Genomic DNA, 17,315 nt, shown 5'->3' with positions numbered 1-17,315 from the left:
GCACCGGCTAAGGTGCCGCCATGGATCAAGACGCCGACACCCTCGCCGCCGCCAACGCCGCCCAGCTGGCTTCTCCCTCCTACCGGCTCGCCGCCCTGGATCAGAGCTTCATGCTCGGGGAGTCCATGCGCGGGGTGCGGTTCCTGTTGGAGTTCGCCAAGGCCGACGAAGCCCTGCGCAACTGGGGCGTCCGCTCCACCATCGTTGTCTTCGGCGCCGCCCGGGTGCGCGAGGCGGACGATGGGCGGCGCGGCGGCTGGTACGCCGAGGCGCGGGTCTTCGGCCGCATCGCCTCCGAACGGGGCGGGGCGATCATCGAGAACAAGCCTGTCCGCGACAACGTCATCGCCACCGGCGGGGGCCCTGGCATCATGGAGGCGGCCAATCGGGGCGCATCCGACGCCGGCGCGCCGTCAATCGGCTTCAACATCACCCTGCCGCACGAGCAGGCGCCCAATCCCTACAGCACGCCGGAGCTGACCTTCCGCTTCCACTACTTCGCCATGCGCAAGATGCACCTGGCCATGCGGGCCAATGCGCTGGTGGTGTTCCCGGGGGGCTTCGGCACCCTGGACGAGCTTTTCGAGATTCTGACCCTGCGCCAGGTCGACAAGGCGCCGCGCATCCCCATCGTCCTGTTCGACGAGGCCTATTGGCGCTCGATCATCAATTTCGACGCCCTGATCGAGCACGGCATGATCAGCCCTCAGGATATGGACCTGTTCCAGTTCGCCGAGACGGCGGAGGGCGTCTGGGAGGCGCTGCTGGCTGGCGGCCTTGCTCCTGGGCAGGTGGCGCCGGAGCCGCCGCCTGCCTCCTAGAAATCGTCACAAAGCCCTGGTGGAAGGCGGCGTGGGGGATGGTGTTAGCCTCTGGCTTGTCCAATAAATTCATCAAGGGTTGAATTTATTGCCATTCCGGGCGAGATCGACGCCAAGCAGGCGCCCAAGGGAGGGATCAATGGCCGACAAGGTCAAGCCGAACGCCGTCGAGGCCCTCAAGGGTCTGTTGTTCGACGGCATGACGATCATGGCCGGGGGCTTCGGCCTCTGCGGCATTCCGGAAAACCTGATCGCGGCGATACGCGAGACCGGGGTCAAGGACCTGACGGTCATCTCCAACAACTGCGGGGTGGACGGCTTCGGCCTCGGCATCCTGCTGGAGAACCGCCAGATCAAGAAGATGATCAGCTCCTACGTGGGCGAGAACAAGCTGTTCGAGCAGCTCTATCTCTCCGGCGAGCTGGAGCTGGAGTTCAATCCGCAGGGCACCCTGGCCGAGCGCATCCGCGCCGGCGGCGCGGGCATCCCGGCCTTCTTCACCAAGACCGGTGTCGGCACGTTGGTGGCCGAGGGCAAGGAAGTGCGCGAGTTCGACGGCGAGCTCTATGTGATGGAGCGCGGCCTCACCGCCGACCTGTCGATCGTGAAGGCCTGGAAGGGCGACCGCGAAGGCAACCTCGTCTATCGGAAGACCGCCCGGAACTTCAATCCGATGATGGCCACCGCCGGCAAGGTCACGGTGGTTGAGGTGGAGGAGCTGGTGGAGATCGGCGCGCTCGACAAGGACAACATCCACACCCCCGGCATCTACGTCGATCACATCTTCAAGGGCGCCGTGTTCGAAAAGCGCATCGAGCGCGTCACCACTCGCCAGAAGGAAGCCGTCTGATGGCCTGGACCCGTGACGAGATGGCCGCCCGTGCGGCCACGGAGCTGCGCGACGGCTTCTATGTGAATCTGGGCATCGGCATTCCGACCCTGGTCGCCAACTACATCCCCGCCGGCATGCATGTGACGCTGCAGAGCGAGAACGGCATGCTGGGCATGGGGCCGTTCCCCTATGAGGGTGAAGCGGACGCCGACCTGATCAACGCCGGCAAGCAGACGATCACCGAACTGGACAGCTCGTCCTACTTCAGCTCGGCCGACAGCTTCGCCATGATCCGCGGCGGCCACATCGACCTGTCCATTCTCGGCGCCATGCAGGTGGCCGAGAACGGCGACCTCGCCAACTGGATGGTCCCGGGCAAGATGGTCAAAGGCATGGGCGGCGCCATGGATCTGGTCGCCGGCGTGCGCCGCGTGGTCGTGGTCATGGAGCACTCGGAGAAGTCCGGAGCGGCCAAGCTGGTCAAGGCCTGCACCCTGCCGCTGACCGGCGCCAAGGTGGTGGACATGGTCGTCACCGACCTGGGCGTATTCCAGGTCGGCCGCGGCGCCGGCGTGACCCTGACCGAGCTGGCGCCCGGCGTGACGGTCGAGGAGATCACCGCCAAGACCGACGCCGCCTTCACGGTCGCGCTCGGCTAATAACGCCACAATCGACCGGGCCGGGCGATCGCTGCTTGCGCAGCACGCCCGGCTTCGGCTTGTCTGTCCTCTGATCACGCGATGAGGATGGAATGGCGGGCGAACCTTCTGGTCTGGCTCTTGGACAAGCTGTCGCCCTGCTGACGGCGGGCGTGGCGGCGGTGCCGCTGTTCCGCCGGCTCGGCCTGGGTTCGGTGCTGGGCTATCTGGCCGCCGGCCTTGCCATCGGTCCCTTCGGCCTGCGCCTGTTCTCGGACCCTGAATCCATTCTCCACGTCGCCGAGCTGGGCGTGGTGATGTTCCTGTTCGTCATCGGGCTGGAGATGCGTCCGGCCAAGCTGTGGGCCCTGCGCAAGGAGATCTTCGGTCTCGGCGCGGCCCAGGTCCTGGTCTGCGGCGCCTTGCTTTCGGGCATCGGCGTCGCGGCCGGGCTGTCGCCGGCCATGGCGGTGGTCGGGGCCATGGGCTTCGTCCTGTCCTCCACCGCCGTGATCATGACCATGCTGAACGAGCGGGGCGAGACGGGCACGCCCGCCGGGCAGCGCGCGGTCTCGATCCTGCTGCTTGAAGACCTCGCCATCGTGCCGCTGCTGGCCCTGGTGGCTGTGCTGGCGGCGCTCGAAGGCCGAGGCGCGGCGGACGCCCGCCCGGTCTGGCAGGTGGTGCTGATCGGCGCTGCGGCTGTGGGCGGCGTGATCGCCGTCGGCAAATGGCTGTTGAACCCGATGTTCCGCCTGCTGGCCTCCTCCGGCGCGCGCGAGGTGATGACCGCCGCCGCCCTGCTGGTGGTTCTGGGCGCGGCGCTGGTCATGCAGGTGGGCGGCCTGTCCATGGCCATGGGCGCCTTCCTGGCCGGGGTGCTGCTGTCTGAGTCCAGCTTCCGTCACCAGTTGGAGGCCGACATCGAGCCGTTCCGGGGCATCTTGCTGGGCCTGTTCTTCCTCAGCGTCGGCATGTCGCTGAACCTGTCGGTGGTTGCCGCCCAGTGGGTGATGATCCTGGCCGGGACCCTCGTCTTCATGGTGGTGAAGGCCGCTGGCATCTATGGCGTGGCCCGTCTGTTCAAGGCCTCGGCGCGGGAGGCGGCGGAGCGCGCGGCCTTGTTCGCCCAAGGCGGCGAGTTCGCCTTCGTCCTCTATGCCGCGGCCCTGGCGGCTGGCGTTCTGGACGGCCCGACCAGCGCGGCCATGAGCGCGGTGGTGATCCTGTCCATGGCGCTGACGCCCCTGGTGGTCATGGCGGTGACCCGCTTCCTGCCCGAGGAGGAGGTGTCCATGGACGGCGTGGATTCAGCGGCGGATCTGGAAGGCAGGGTGCTGATCATCGGCTTCGGCCGGTTCGCCCAGGTGGTCGCCCAACCGCTGCTGGCGCGCGGCGTCGACATCTCGATCATCGAGGTGGACGTGGAGATGATCCAGGCCGCCTCCAAGTTCGGGTTCAAGGTCTATTACGGGGACGGCACCCGCCTCGACGTGCTGCACGCCAGCGGCGCGGGCCGGGCCGAAGCCATCGTCGTCTGTGTCGACAAGCCAGAGGTGGCGGACCAGATCGTCAAGCTCGCCAAGGCCGAGTTCCCGCTGGCCAAGCTCTACGTCCGCGCCTTCGACCGGGGCCATGTGCTGCGCCTGATCGAGCAGAAAGTGGACTACCAGATCCGCGAGACCTTCGAGTCCGCCATGGCGTTCGGTCATGCCCTGCTGCTCGATCTCGGCTTCTCGGAAGAAGTGGCCGAGGAGACCATGAACGACGTGCGGGTGCGCGACGAGATGCGGCTGGAGATGCAGATCGTCGGCGGGCTGACCGCCGGCCGCTCCCTCATGCGCGGCAACATCAGAACGCCCGAGCCGGCGCCCCTGGTGCAGCCCAAGCACGGCGGGCGGGGTCTCAATCCCGAAGCGGCGGAAGCCATCGCCAAGGCGCAGGCCGAACAGAAGCGGGCGGACGCCGACGCCTAGAGAGGTGGTCTTGCGTAGCGGCGCGGGCGGACCATCTCTCTGAGCATGAAGTCCTTCCTCCTCGCCGCGCTTTGCGCGCCCTTGATGTTCCTGGCCGCCGCCATGCCGGCCAGCGCGGCGCCGGCCAAGACCGAGACCGCGATCTTCGCCGGCGGCTGCTTCTGGTGCATGGAGCACGACATGAAGATGCCGGGCGTTCTCAAGGTGGAGTCCGGCTACACCGGCGGTCGCTTGAAGAACCCGCGCTATGAAGACGTGCTGACCGAGAAGACCGGCCACTACGAGGCGGTCCGCGTCACCTTCGATCCGGCCAAGCTGCCCTATCGCTTCCTGCTGGAGCGCTATTGGAAAGTGGTGGACCCGACAGATGACGGCGGCCAATTCTGCGATCGCGGCCCGTCCTATCGCCCGGCGGTGTTCGTCACGCCGAGCCAGCGGGCCGAGGCCGAGGCGTCGCGTGCGGAGGCGGCCAAGCGTCTGAAGCGCGGGACCATGAAGACGCCGGTCCTGAACGTCGCGCCCTTCTATCTGGCCGAGGCCTATCACCGCGACTACGCCAAGAAAAACAAGGTCCGATACGAGCTGTATCGCGCTGGCTGTGGTCGCGATGCGCGCCTGGCGACCTTATGGGGGAGGTAGTGGCTTTCCGCCTCCCGCATTGCAAAGTGCGTCGCACTGTGTGTGCATAGAACGCGATTGGACGCGCAATAATTGTAGCTTGGTGGGCCGGATGCTCAGGTTCGATATTGATCGAGAAGAGTTCATTGCGAAATACTTTGAGAAACAACCCTTTCTTCAGAGAAAAGCTCTAAGCAAAGAGTTTTCTTGGGCGACTATCGACGATGTCATCAATAGGGGCGATGGGGCGACGAATTTCATTAAGCTCGTGAGTCCAGGGCGCAATGAAGAGTTTGACTTTTTTGAAGATTATTTTGATGGCGTATTAAAGCGCCGGCGTCTTATAAAAGAAAAAGTCTATGATTACATGTCCCGAGGAGCGACTTTAATTATAGGCCGACTTGATGTCGTTTCTACGCCAGTCGCAGACCTAGCCCGTGTCATTTCACAGTATTTGTGCGCCCGCACTACGGTGAATGGTTATGCCTCCTTTGGCGGTTCAGCCGCGACGAAGGTGCATTGTGATCCCCATGACGTATTTGCGGTGCAGTTGTTAGGCAAAAAGAGGTGGGAGGTCTTCCACCCGGCTAGCCCGTTGCCCGTGAAGCGCGCGCGGGGCGGAGGTGCCGAAGAACCCGGGCCGTTAGCCATGAGCGTGTTACTTGAGGCGGGAGACGTCCTCTATATACCGCGTGGCTGGTATCACAACGTGACACCTGTCGAGGGATGCGAAACCATTCACGCTGCTGTTGGCCTCAATGTCCCGACGTTCTTAGACTACATTGATTGGTTGTCGCGCGGCTTTATGGCGCAGCATGCCTGCATGAGGCAGGGGTTGGTGCCTGGCGCTTGGTCGCCCCAAGCGCTAAACGCCGCGGCGGAGGCGGTTGCCGCCATGATCAAAGATGAGGGGCTACTCCGCCGCTTCATCGTCGATGAGACTCGCCTGCCTCCTGCGCCATCCTCAGTGAACTTGGCGGCTGGAGTTTCCAAGCTTCCACCACCCATATCCGATCTCGCACTAATCTATCTAAATCCGCCTGAAAGAGCTCTCAGGGAAGGGTCCAATTTATCAGTTGAAATGCTCGAAGTGCTAGGCGTTTTGCGTGATCAGGCGCTCGGTTGGTGCGCCTTCTTAGATATTCACTCACGCCTTTCCGAGCGATCACGTGAATCGCTTACGGCGAGTATTTGGCAGCTCGCCCACTTGGATGTGATTACGCTGCGGGACGCCAGCGTGACCTGAGCTAAACAACCACGCGCGCACTGAAGCGTCCACTAGTGTGTAATTGGGCGATTACGTTGGGCCTCGACCATGAGTTCGATCTGGTGATCGGTGAAGCCCGCATTTCGCCGCGATGGGACATTCACGGTGGGGAAGCCGGGAATGGGGATGCCTAACCTTCTCGACATCCGCTGAATGATCTCGTTGTATCCCGCTTCACTTCGAGCGAGCTGTCGTATCCAACGGTTGCCGAAACGGACGTGCGCTTCCTCATCGGCGGTAAAAAACTCAAACATTCGCGAGGTCTCGTGATCGCCCGCTGCAGCGAAGGCAGCGGCGAGGGAGGTAACACCATCCAAAGCATTGCCTTCTGACAGAACCTGCTGGACCGCCAAGCGCTCTGATAGTTCGCCCCCCATTCGCCAGCGCTGAATGACCCCAAAGGTGTAGGTCTGCTTTGAGCTTTCGCCACCTAGTTGTTCGAACCGCTCAAGAGCCAACTCAGCATGACGAGCCTCATCCCAGACTTGGCGAGCCATATCCAGTTTCAAAAGTAAAGGGGCCTTCCTGTAGAGTAATACCGTCATGGCGCAGACTTCAGACGCGCATATTTCAACATCGATGCAGATGTCGTGAATAATCGAGCATCGACCTTCCACAGTCTTCATGCGCGCGTCAAAATTAATTGGGCGATCGGTGCGAATTGCCATGCCGCGCGGCCGAGCTGGAAACACTGGCACCGCAGCAATTAATTCATTGCCAGTATAAGGTGTCGTCTTATCAGCTTCGAAAGCTGGCGCTTGATCTGGCGACGAGCGAATGTGGAACGTAGTTGCGCCGATCTCGTATACCATCTGGGATGGCTGATCGATAATCTCATCACGCGAAGCGTTTCGTGCGGATATGGATGTAACAAGAGACTGTATTGCCGAAATAGCTTCAGTAGGATGAAGATCGCGAGCAATACGATCCAACGCTTCGGCAGCCGAAGATTCGATTAACAGTTGGCCAAATCGGAGCTCCTCCATTCTCTTATAAGCTAGTGACGCGACATATCCGAGCTTGCCAACGAATATTCCAGCCGAAATCTTATCCTTCAGTTCTGCGGAATACAGAATTGCGCCGCAGCACAACTCTATAGATCGCACCAATAGTCCGGTGTACGAGGAGATGCGTATCGTCGCGTCACTGAGTTGTCGCATGTGTGCCCTCTAGCCGCGTGGGGTGCCAAGCATCCCTGCAAAAGCCATCTCGGATAGAAATAAACGCTCGGCCTCAGAAAACAACCCTTGATAGCGACGGTCTTAGCGATGCAGTCTTGCGTGGTGGCGAATGGCGCCACTCATGCGATCAAGGGAATTGCAGATGGTTGATCAAGTTGATGGTGGAGCGCATTCAGTATTAAGCCTGCGCGGACGTGCGACGGTGGATGCATGGCTTGACGGTGCTATTGCTCGTCAGATTCGACTAAACCCCGAGGCATATGCGCGAGCAGCCGGCTACGCGGGCGACTTTGAGGCAGCCAAAGAGGCTCTGTTGGACCTCGACGGCTCGCCGGTTGGGGACCCCAATGTGTCTTCAACGGTGCGGCTTGGCACCTATACCGAGTTTTGGTGCGACGACCTTACATGGGATTGTTCGTTGCCGACTAGCGACTACGACTGCTACACCGGCGCATCCATGGATTGCCCAGGCGACTATACATCGACTTGCCAATGTTCAACTTTGGTGCCGGACTGCACGACTGTGCAGCCGCAGTGCGCTGTCTAGAAATCTAAGCCGCCCATCAATGATGGGCGGCAACTGTATTATCTGGGGGGATCGTGAACCTACGCCAGCTAACTATTGCCGAGCGCCTGCGGGCATCCGTCAGTGCTGAAATTTCGCGACCTAGCAAGTCTTCAGAAGCAAGAGCGCGGACAGAATGGTGGGTCGAGGGATACTTCAAAAACGACCCGAGAAGTTTGGACAATTGGTTGAGGTTGATCGGGGTTGGGCCGCGCCGGAAGGTTGAGCATTTAGTTGAGATGGACGGCCTCCTTGAGTCTGAGCCTAGTGACACGGGATGGCGGGCTGCCAAGTCAGAAATCGACCTGCATGCTGAGGTGGGTGATACACCCATATTAAGTAGTGTATCCGGGGTGCGCGAATTAATTGCGCCGTATGTTTTGTGGATTCAGCGCCGCTTCAACGAGGCATTCAGCAACACGCTAAATATAAGTGAGGCTGCCAAGTATGACATCGCGGCATATGCCTCAGCGCGACTGGCTCGGATTGCGGCGCCGTCGGTAGCTATCTCGTTAAATATAGCGAGACAGCGGTCGGAACTAACCGGCGAGACGGCTGAAGACAGGGCGCGACACTTCGCGGATCGCCTGGGGCGTGCTGATGGCAGGAGGGAGTTTCTCGCGAGCTTTCCCGTCTTGGAGCGGTCTTTTCTTCAGATCGCCTCGGACATATCGGATGCTGTGGAGGAGTTTGCCGGGCGTGTAATTTGTGATGCCTTCGATCTGGAGGTGACATTTGGAGTTAATGCTAAGTCGATTGATAGAATAGAGATGGGTCTAGGCGATCCACATAGGGGTGCGCGAAACGTTTGTTGTGTGCAATTTGGTGGTGATAAGTTGATATATAAGCCAAGAGGCTTATCATCGGACGAATTCTTTTATGAAATATTGGAAGCGGCGACTTCTGAATCGGAGCGAGCAGCAGCCCGACCAAAGATGATTTCGAGGTCGGACCATGGGTGGGTCGAATATATAAAAGGCACGCCTTGTGTCAGCGAAAACGAAGTAAAGCAGTGTTACGAGCGTATAGGTGCGCTGCTATGTGTGCTTTACGTTTCTGGAGCCAGCGACGTTCATTATGAGAACATAATTTGCCGGGGGGCTCACCCATTTATCGTAGACCTAGAGACAGTGCTTTCTCCATGGCCAGCTATGGCGAAATCAGCGCCCTTAACTGCTAACTCGATTACTACCATCGAGTCCGTGTTGAGAACGGGCTACCTCCCCCAGCGGTTTAGGTTCGGGGACACATTTATCGATGTGAGCGGTGCAGGGCTCTCTCAGGAGCTTGAGGGTCCGCTAGTCGACGTCCTCACGGACCTCGGACGCGACGACGTCCGTACAATCAAAACGCGGGGCAAACTGGTTCCTCTGAACAACCTTCCCTCGTTGGGCAATGTGCGCCAGACCCCCGATCGGTTCGTGCAGGAGATGTGTAGGGGGTTCGAGCGAGCCTACCTTGCCCTACTGAATAAGAAGCGTGATCTGATCGCTCTCGGGCGCAAGTATAGCGAAATGGAATTTCGCTGGGTTGCGAGGGCAACTAGTGCGTACGGAACGATTTTGCGAAATTCGCATCACCCTAGATTCATGAGAGATGCCTGCGAACGCGATATGGCGTTTTCGCCGCTCGGAGAGGCCGACGGTCGACCGAGAGGCGTTCACCGGGACCTAGTGCGTAGTGAACTTGAGGACCTGTGGCGGGGCGACATTCCAATCTTTGTTGCGCGGGCAAACTCCAAAGACGTCGAGGGGGCGGATGGTAGGACCATCCGAGGTGTGTTCAGTAGATCGGGCATAAGGGCATTTACTGAGCGCGTGCGGCGCCTTGGCCTGGAAGATCTAGACAATCAAACACGACTAGTCCGTCTATCTATGGCGGCAGCGGCGGGCGCTTCGCATGGGAATGGTGGAAGGCGCGCGCATGCATCAGCACTGACGCCGATCGAAGCCGCTATACAAATCGGCGACCAGCTAATAGCCGACCAGATCGTAACTAGCGGGCATGCTGTATGGCCCGTTATTGAGAGGTTGGTCCCAGATGGATTTGCGCTGAAGCTGGCGGACTGGAACCTTTACGAGGGCTCACCCGGTATAGGTTTGTTTTTCGCCGAACTTTTCCGGGTAACCGGAGAGGCCCGCTTCAAGCTTGTCGCCGAGCGCTGCCTAAGCGGAACACGGGAAAAAGTGAGAAGAGGCTTACGCGGCCCTATCGGTGCCTACACTGGTTCAGCGGGCCTCGCCTATTCAGAGATGCGCATTTCAAGCCTGCTGGGCGCAGACGAACCCGAAATTACGAACCGCATTCTCTCACACATAGCGCGGTGGGCGCATCACGACCAAAATTTGGATGTAATTTCTGGTGCGGCGGGCGCCGCGATATTCTGCGTCAATGTCAGCGCGATCGGCAAGTTTGAGCAGCTTGGACTGGCCGCCGCAGTGGCTTGTGCTGAACGCTTAAGAGCAACCGCGGTGCGCGACGATGGACTGGCGAGCTGGTTCACCGTGCCGGACCAGCCGGCGCTTTCGGGCTTTTCACATGGAGCCTCAGGGATCGCCCTAGCGCTAGCTAAGGTCGGCTCGACAGTCGGCGATCAAGAGTTGGTAGATCTCGCATGGGCTGCGCTTAGGTTCGAAGAGACACAGTTTAGCACCGCGCAGAGAAATTGGGCAGATCGTAGAACGAATAGCGCCGGCGAATTCAGTGTCGCGTGGTGCCATGGCGCGCCCGGTATCGCTCTGGCGCGGAATTCTATTCAAAGGCTAGGTCTTAAAGGCGAGCCGGATTTTCTCAGTCGCTCTATCGACGCTGCCGCAACCACGACTCGAGCGGTTTCCACGCTAGGCAGTGATTGTCTCTGCCACGGCTCCTTCGGAAACTTAACCTGCCTAACAGTGGGGCAGCATGTAGATGCCGCATTCGTTGAAAAGGCGGTGGATCAGCTCCTGCACCGTGCAGCCAAGGATGGTCGTTGGAGATGCGACCCTGTCGAAGACACGCCCAGCCTAATGACCGGGCTAGCGGGCATCGGTTACAGCCTGCTCCGTTACCACGATCCTGCCGTTCCAAACGTCCTCCTTATGGATCTGGCGACATGATCCAGGCTGGGCGATCAATCCCAATCTCCGACGTACCGGGTTTGATAACTACTGCAGAGCGCCAGGCTCTCACCGCCATCACTAGAGAGCTCCCTACTGGTAGCGGTCGTATCGTCGACGGCGGTTCCTTCCTTGGGGCATCAACGGTAGCGATTCTGGAGGGGCTTCCGTCCGAAAGCTGCGAACGTCCACCTGTCATAGCGATTGATAGGTTCACCGCCGACGATCAGTACGTCTTAGAGGAATTGTGGAAGGTGCCGGTAGATATTCGCCTAGGCGAGAGCTTTCTTCCGATATTCCTGAAAAACCTGTCAGGAAGAGCGGAAAAGGTTGAAGTCAGGGCGGGTGATTTGATGAGAGTTGGCCGGGTCGACGAGCCGATATCTATGGCATTCATAGACCTAGCCAAGTCTCCGCAGACTTACTCCTATATCCTTTGGCAATGGGTCCCCAAAATCGTCGCGCGATCAGGTGTCGTGTTTCATCAGGATTGGTGGACGCCAATGCAGCCTTGGCTAATGGCAATGACTGCGCCAATTCTTCACCAATTTGACGTGGTTGCCGATATGATTGACGAATCTGCCGTGTTCCGGATGAAGAACGTCAGCGAGCCTATCGCGGCGTTTGCCGCGTCTTGGCCTCGTTCCCCGGAGGAAATGACGAACCGTTTCAATACCGTGAGGCGCATGTTCGCCAGTCGCCACGAACCACTCATTACTCTTGCCGAGGCACATAGTCTTCATCTGATCGGAGCACGAACGGCGGCAGAAGGCTGCTTCCGCGCGTGTTCACCCGAGGGGGATCATCCGAAGTACAAATATTGGTATGCTTTGTTAGACGGAATCATTGGCCGCTAGGGTTGCTACCTGCCCGGTAATCCGACCACAGAGGGCCTCCCGAATATTGGAGTATATCTTCTATAATTTTAACGAGCCGGCATGCGTCCCCCGTTAAAGCAGCGCGAAAACTCGATATGAATTCGGGATATACCGCGATAATCGACGACTGGCGTGGAAGCTGTTTCCCCTTATAGATCCACTCTCCATGAACACTGTTGAAAAGAGTTGTTATTGAATCGTAGGCGGCCAAGGCAATCATCTCTAGTTCTACTCCTTCAGCGACGAGCAGATCGAGATATAGCTCTGTTAGAGTTATCCTAATTGCGGATATCTTTTCAGACCAAAGGCTGGGGCCAGAATTAAGGGACGAAAGAAGGCTGTGGCGAACCTCTTTAATACGCCTTGGGTCGCCCAATATCGCGCGCCCATGCCCGGCCCCGAGCGCCATCTGGTAGCCCGACTGCCGAGCCCAGGCGCAGTACTTCTCCACATTACTGTCACCAACAACATGAATGTCGAAAGGTATGCCGTCTTGCACGAAGCAAAATCGACCATGCGTCGACCACGAGGAAGAGGTGGCAAGTATGTCGACGTCGCTGAGACGTCCAAGCTCACTGACCGTGCTCGAACCAAAGCGGAAGGCGGTGGTTATATCTGAGATGACATTGCCAAGCGCTATAACTGCAATTTGATCGATTTCAGTATCACTCGGGGGGCTTGCCGATGTATTTGACCAATGTCCGGGGTAGATGTTGTCAAGCAGGTTCACTTCAGATGCACCTATTCGTTGAGGCGCCGCTTAGAGCTGCCAACGCCTGGTCCAGGGCCTATTTTATCACAGTAAGTACATATGCCCTGATTCATTTCGAGATGCGGTGCAAATGACTCGGTTCACACCGGAAGGCTGGCCCGCCTTCGGAGGGCGACGACTGCGCCTAATCGTGGGATTTTACGCGATCTGTTCGCTCGGCTTAACGGCAGGCGCGTTCATCTTTCCTCACTCCCAGAAGGTGGAGCTGACCGGCGTGCTGGCACCAGATGGAGGTTATGCTGATGTTGTCGCTCCGCGTCAGGGCACAGTAGAGCGTTTGTTTGTCAAGGAAGGCGACGACGTCGCCTACGGTGCTCCGGTGGCGCTTATCGGAGATCCGCTTGCAACTAGCGGCGGCGTCGCGCTCGGCGAACTGAGGGAGGCCAACGTCGGCCGCAGGGGGGGAGCTGCGGCGGTCGTCGAGCGCGCCAACAGGGCTGCTGAAGAGCAAGAGTTGCAGAGCGTATCTAAAAAAAGAAGCGGCATAGAACGCCAATTAAGTCTTCTTGACTCGCAGCGCCGTCTCTACGTTTCTCAAGGAGAGGTTCAGCAGCAACGCGTCGACAATTTGGAGCGTCTTGCTGCGGACGGGTTTGTGTCGAAAGTGCAGCTTCAGAATGCCCGTGATGCCGTGCTGTCTAGTGAGCTGCGGCTCATCGATCTAAGGCGGGAAGTCGAGAGCTTGCACAGCCAGCTCAGCGAAATCGACGCACAGGGGGCGAGTTTGCGAGTTCGAATAGACCGCAACAAAGCGGCGGAAGCGCGCGAGCGCGCAGCATTGTCAGACGTGGAACTATCCGCAGCTCCGGGAAACAAATTCATGTTGATCGCACCTGTGCAAGGTCGAGTCGGCTCTGTCGCCGTGAAGCTTGGAGCGCGGGCGCGGCCTGGCGAAGCGCTAGCAACGATTGTTCCTCATGGCTCACGCCTTGAAGCTCACATGGGAGCCCCGGCTGACATCGTTCCTTACCTGAAGCCCGGAACGGAGGTGCAAATCTCATACGTCGTAGCTTCAGCGCGATCAGAGGGGGGGCTTGGGCACATTGTCAGTATCTCAGAAGTGCCGGTGAAGTTTGACCTGCGAGCCCCTGGGGGGGGCGCGGCGCAATATGCAGTACGAATTCGGTTGAACAACGACGTCATTATGGCGCGCGAGGAGAGGCTAAAGCTTAGACCTGGCATGACTGTGAAGGCAAAGGTTACCATAGCGACCAAGCCGATCGTTGCGTGGATACTTGGGGTGTAGGTGAACGACTGCGCTGAGTGAGGTTGTGAGGATGAGCTGGGAATCTAAATGGTCTCAGAACGCCAAAGAGGAACCCGGGGTGGGCGATTTGGCGGGCGGGGGGCTGAAACTTCTCGATGTTGTTCGGATGATTCCGCGATCGACTCCGGTGCGCAATGGCGTCTGGAATACTATTATACTCTCGATATTCATTCAGATCTGCTTGTTGGCATCGCCAATGTTTATGCGATACGTGGTGGACGGAGTATCGGCGGGAAGCAGCATGGGACTGCTCAATACCCTAGCTATCTGCTTTGCCGGCTTGGCGTTGCTAAATGCTGGTGGCGCGGCAATGCGTGGACTAACTGGCCAGCTGTTAGCGTCAAACCTTAGCTGGCACATGACGACGAGATTGTTAGCACATCTTGTCGGGCTTCCGTTGAAATGGTTCCAAGCTCGCGCGACCGGCGACATTTTGTCTAAAGCGGCCAGTATAGACCAAATCAGATTGACTTTCACGAGTTCGCTTACCGTCCTTTTGGATGGCGTTCTCTCACTAGCGACAGTTGTGTTGTTGTACTTGGTTTCACCAGCAATACTTGTGGTCACGTTATCGGGTGTATTTCTGTATGTCGTGTACAGAATGCTTACAGTTCCAATCTCGATGCGTTTCGCTAAAGCAGCTATCGAGGCCTCCGCGTCGGAACAATCCAAACGCATTGAAACGCTGCGCGCGATCCAGTCGATAAAGATGAATAGTGGTGAAGAGCAGCGCAAAGCGGATTGGTTTGGCGCGCTCCATAGCTCGATAGATGCAGCGCAGAGCGCTGGAACTATGACGAGCTACTTTTCGAGCGTTCAAGCGGCGATAAATGGTTTGACGGGGGTGGCAGCGATCTACGTCGGCGCTACGGGGATTGCCAATGGTGCAATGACTGCGGGAACGCTCGTTGCGGCGATTGCTTACCACAGCCAATTTGTTCAGCGTGCGGCCGCGGTCTTTGAACAGATAATCGCGTGGAGGCTGCTCAAGACCCACACAGATCGTCTTGCCGATATAGTACGATCAGAGAGGGAGAAGGTCGGAGATGATTACTCAGTGGGCGGAGAACATCCAAGGCTTTCGGGGAGAATTGAATTTCGTAATGTGTCATTTGCGTACGAAGAAGCCGATCGCGACGTGCTTTCAGACGCAAGCTTTATCATCGAGCATGGTGAGCATGTTGCGATCATAGGGCCATCAGGTTCAGGTAAGACAACGATACTGAAATTGATAGCGGCGTTGTACGAGCCGACATCCGGATTGATTTCCTACGATGGCGAGGAGATCGAGAACATAGGATTGGAAAGGGTGCGCCGGTCGATCGGAGCTGTAATGCAAGACGACTACTTACTTGCCGGGACTATTGAAGAAAATATCACGTTCTTTTCAGGAATTACGGATCCGGACCGCCTAAAGCATGCATTGCAGATTTCGTCTATTGAAGACGAGGTTATGGCTCTGCCACTGGGCGTTCAAACTGTGGTTGGCGATATTGGCGAACGCCTGTCATCAGGGCAGAAGCAGCGGATTCTATTGGCGCGAGCTTTCTATCGTCAACCTTCAGTCCTCCTGCTGGATGAGGCTACTTCTCATCTAGATGTGGAACGTGAACGACTAATAGCGGCCATGATGGCCCAACTGACGGTGACAAGGATCGTTGTTGCGCACCGCCCGGAAACTATAGCTGCCGCAAAGAGAGTCTTGCGGGTAACCCGAGAGGGTAAAGTCATAGAAGTCGTTGCTTAATCGGTCGGGGAAGGGGGCTGCCCAGTGACCGGGTCGCGCGGGACGGGGGCGAAGCCTTCGCCGATGAACATGTCGATCTTGCGGGTGCGCTTGGCGTCCAGGCGCACGCGGGCGATCTCTTTGCTCGAAGCCTCGCGGAAGTCCGCGCCCATCTTGGCGCGATAGACGCTGTCCAGGCTGGCGGCGAGAACGCGTTCGCTGTCCTTGGCTGTCAGTGGCGCTTCCGTCTCCGCCTGGTTGCGGGCGCGGATTTCATGAACCCACATGCGCAGGGGCGGGGCGCCAGCCTGGCCGAAATAGTCGCGCCCATAATAGGCGGCGGCGTTGAACAGGAAGCGGTCGTCCACGGCGACGGCCGACAGAGTTTCCGCCCCGCCTTCGCGCATGGCGCGCTGGACGATGGCGTCCACGGACTGCTCCCAACCGCGGGCGCGCTTGAAGCTGTTGGACACGCCCATGGCGTCGGCGGTGCGCGGATTGACCGTCCACATCAGGAACAAGCCGGCGATCACGCCTTGAAAGACCAGACCCCCGATCAGCCAGTTCCGCGCGTTCCAGCGCAGCATCCAGGCGCCGACCAGCAGGCAGCCGCCCAGATAGCCCGCGGCCGCCCAGTTGGCGTTGGCCCGGGAGATGAAGCCCTGGATCGAGACCACCAGCAGGGGCGGCAGGCAGAAGCACAGCAGCAGGATGTCGGGCGGCGTCAACCTGCGGCGGACGATGAGCAGGACGGTCCCGCCAAGCAGCACCGCGAAGGGCAGGGGCCCGAACACCCCGAACTGCGAGGCGAGGAAATTGCCCAGTTCCGCCGGGTCGAAGAGGTTCGAGGAGCCCAGGTTCGCATTGGCGGCGGTGTGCTCGATGGTCGCGAACTTGTGCGCGGCGTTCCAGGCGATGTTCGGCCCGATGACGATGAGCAGCGCGGCCGCGAAGCCGATGAGTGCCTGTGGCGTCCAGGCTTTCCGGGCGTCGCGCGAGATCAGGGCGTGAAGGACAAGGCCGCCCAAGGCGTAAGCCGCCGCGTATTTGCTCAGCATCGCCAGCCCAAGGGCGGTCCCCATGCCGGCGGCCAGACCCGGGCGGCGGCGTCCTTCGGCGAGCGGCAGCTCCACATAGGCCCACAGCATCACCGCAAGGAAGAACAGCAGGGGGGCGTCGGTGCTGATCACGCCGGACGACAGGGCGACCCCCGGCATGAGCACATAAAGCGCCGTAGCCGCCAGGCCGCATTGCGGATTAAACAGCCGCCGACCGATAAAAAAGAGAAGCAGGGCTGTGCCCGCGTGCATCAGGGGAGCGGAAATCCTCACCCAGGGTTCGGCGTCGCCGCCGATGGCGGTTGTCGCCCAGATCAGCCAGGCGATCATGGGCGGCTTGGAGAAGTAGCCGAAGCTCAGTGTCCGGGACCAAAGCCAGTACTGCGCCTCGTCCGGATAGAGTTCGAGGGGCGAGGTGAACAGGGCGAATAGCCGCAGAGCCAAGACTGCGAGGACGATGGCGAAGGCCGTGCGCAAGGCGCGATCGTCGGTGAAAGGCTTGGCGGACAAGGTCATTTCCCCTGCTTGTCCCGTTGCAAGGGATTTGTCCAATTTCGAGGCGCGGCGCCTATGACACAGACCTGTGGGCGGATTGTGACAAGCCGTGGCGAAACTGTC

13 protein-coding genes are annotated in these 17,315 nt (G+C 59.2%); 10 read left to right on the top strand and 3 right to left on the bottom strand.

All coding sequences use genetic code 11. The features are described 5' to 3' along the window. Positions 1–20 precede the first annotated feature (20 nt). The 6 genes from P7B02_RS04650 to P7B02_RS04625 all read left to right on the top strand — a co-directional run bounded on the left by P7B02_RS04650 (position 21) and on the right by P7B02_RS04625 (position 6,131). Positions 21–821: a TIGR00730 family Rossman fold protein gene (locus P7B02_RS04650; protein WP_277785137.1), complete on the top strand. Its 801-nt coding sequence runs from the start codon at positions 21–23 to the stop codon at positions 819–821. Between the two features lie 139 nt (positions 822–960). Continuing rightward, positions 961–1,671: a CoA transferase subunit A gene (locus P7B02_RS04645; protein ID WP_277785136.1), complete on the top strand. Its 711-nt coding sequence runs from the start codon at positions 961–963 to the stop codon at positions 1,669–1,671. Then, a complete protein-coding gene (locus P7B02_RS04640) occupies positions 1,671–2,312 on the top strand; it encodes a 3-oxoacid CoA-transferase subunit B (RefSeq protein ID WP_277785135.1) in 642 nt (213 codons plus the stop codon). The genes P7B02_RS04645 and P7B02_RS04640 overlap by 1 nt, the downstream gene beginning before the upstream one ends. A 92-nt stretch (positions 2,313–2,404) precedes the next feature. Beyond that, entirely contained in the window at positions 2,405–4,267 is a 1,863-nt protein-coding gene (locus P7B02_RS04635; protein WP_277785134.1) for a monovalent cation:proton antiporter-2 (CPA2) family protein, read from the top strand. A gap of 84 nt (positions 4,268–4,351) precedes the next feature. Next, positions 4,352–4,906: a peptide-methionine (S)-S-oxide reductase MsrA gene (gene msrA, locus P7B02_RS04630; RefSeq protein ID WP_277785175.1), complete on the top strand. Its 555-nt coding sequence runs from the start codon at positions 4,352–4,354 to the stop codon at positions 4,904–4,906. Positions 4,907–4,997: 91 nt separating this feature from the next. Beyond that, a complete protein-coding gene (locus tag P7B02_RS04625; protein ID WP_277785133.1) occupies positions 4,998–6,131 on the top strand; it encodes a JmjC domain-containing protein in 1,134 nt (377 codons plus the stop codon). 32 nt (positions 6,132–6,163) lie between these two features. Here the strand turns inward: P7B02_RS04625 and P7B02_RS04620 are convergent, their stop codons facing one another. Beyond that, a complete protein-coding gene (locus tag P7B02_RS04620; protein ID WP_277785132.1) occupies positions 6,164–7,312 on the bottom strand; it encodes a DUF455 family protein in 1,149 nt (382 codons plus the stop codon). A gap of 825 nt (positions 7,313–8,137) precedes the next feature. Between P7B02_RS04620 and lanM the strand changes: the two genes are divergently transcribed. Together lanM and P7B02_RS04610 are read left to right on the top strand one after the other, a co-directional pair. Continuing rightward, the gene (gene lanM / locus P7B02_RS04615) at positions 8,138–10,996 is read left to right on the top strand and encodes a type 2 lanthipeptide synthetase LanM (RefSeq protein WP_277785131.1); all 2,859 of its coding nucleotides are present in this window, start codon (positions 8,138–8,140) and stop codon (positions 10,994–10,996) included. Further along, the gene (locus tag P7B02_RS04610) at positions 10,993–11,853 is read left to right on the top strand and encodes a hypothetical protein (protein WP_277785130.1); all 861 of its coding nucleotides are present in this window, start codon (positions 10,993–10,995) and stop codon (positions 11,851–11,853) included. The genes lanM and P7B02_RS04610 overlap by 4 nt, the downstream gene beginning before the upstream one ends. Here the strand turns inward: P7B02_RS04610 and P7B02_RS04605 are convergent. Further along, on the bottom strand, positions 11,840–12,604 hold the full coding sequence (locus P7B02_RS04605; protein ID WP_277785129.1) for a hypothetical protein: 765 nt from the start codon (positions 12,602–12,604) through the stop codon (positions 11,840–11,842). The two genes, P7B02_RS04610 and P7B02_RS04605, sit on opposite strands and share 14 nt — an antisense overlap. 112 nt (positions 12,605–12,716) lie before the next feature. Here P7B02_RS04605 and P7B02_RS04600 point away from each other — a divergent pair, with 112 nt between their 5' ends. Together P7B02_RS04600 and P7B02_RS04595 are read left to right on the top strand one after the other, a co-directional pair. After that, positions 12,717–13,892, top strand: coding sequence for an HlyD family secretion protein (locus tag P7B02_RS04600; RefSeq protein WP_277785128.1), 1,176 nt, complete (start codon positions 12,717–12,719; stop codon positions 13,890–13,892). 31 nt (positions 13,893–13,923) lie between these two features. Then, complete coding sequence (locus P7B02_RS04595) at positions 13,924–15,660, top strand: peptidase domain-containing ABC transporter (RefSeq protein WP_277785127.1); 1,737 nt, start codon at positions 13,924–13,926, stop codon at positions 15,658–15,660. Here P7B02_RS04595 and P7B02_RS04590 read toward each other — a convergent pair. Continuing rightward, positions 15,657–17,207 (bottom strand): ArnT family glycosyltransferase, encoded by a 1,551-nt coding sequence (locus tag P7B02_RS04590; protein WP_431355787.1) that lies wholly within the window; start codon positions 17,205–17,207, stop codon positions 15,657–15,659. The genes P7B02_RS04595 and P7B02_RS04590 overlap by 4 nt on opposite strands. Between the last annotated feature and the right edge of the window lie 108 nt (positions 17,208–17,315).

The sequence above is a fragment of the Caulobacter segnis genome (genome assembly GCF_029543125.1).
GTDB lineage: Bacteria > Pseudomonadota > Alphaproteobacteria > Caulobacterales > Caulobacteraceae > Caulobacter > Caulobacter segnis_D.
Note: the sequence above shows the minus strand (reverse complement) of the source record. Positions and strands in the feature narration are given on the sequence as shown.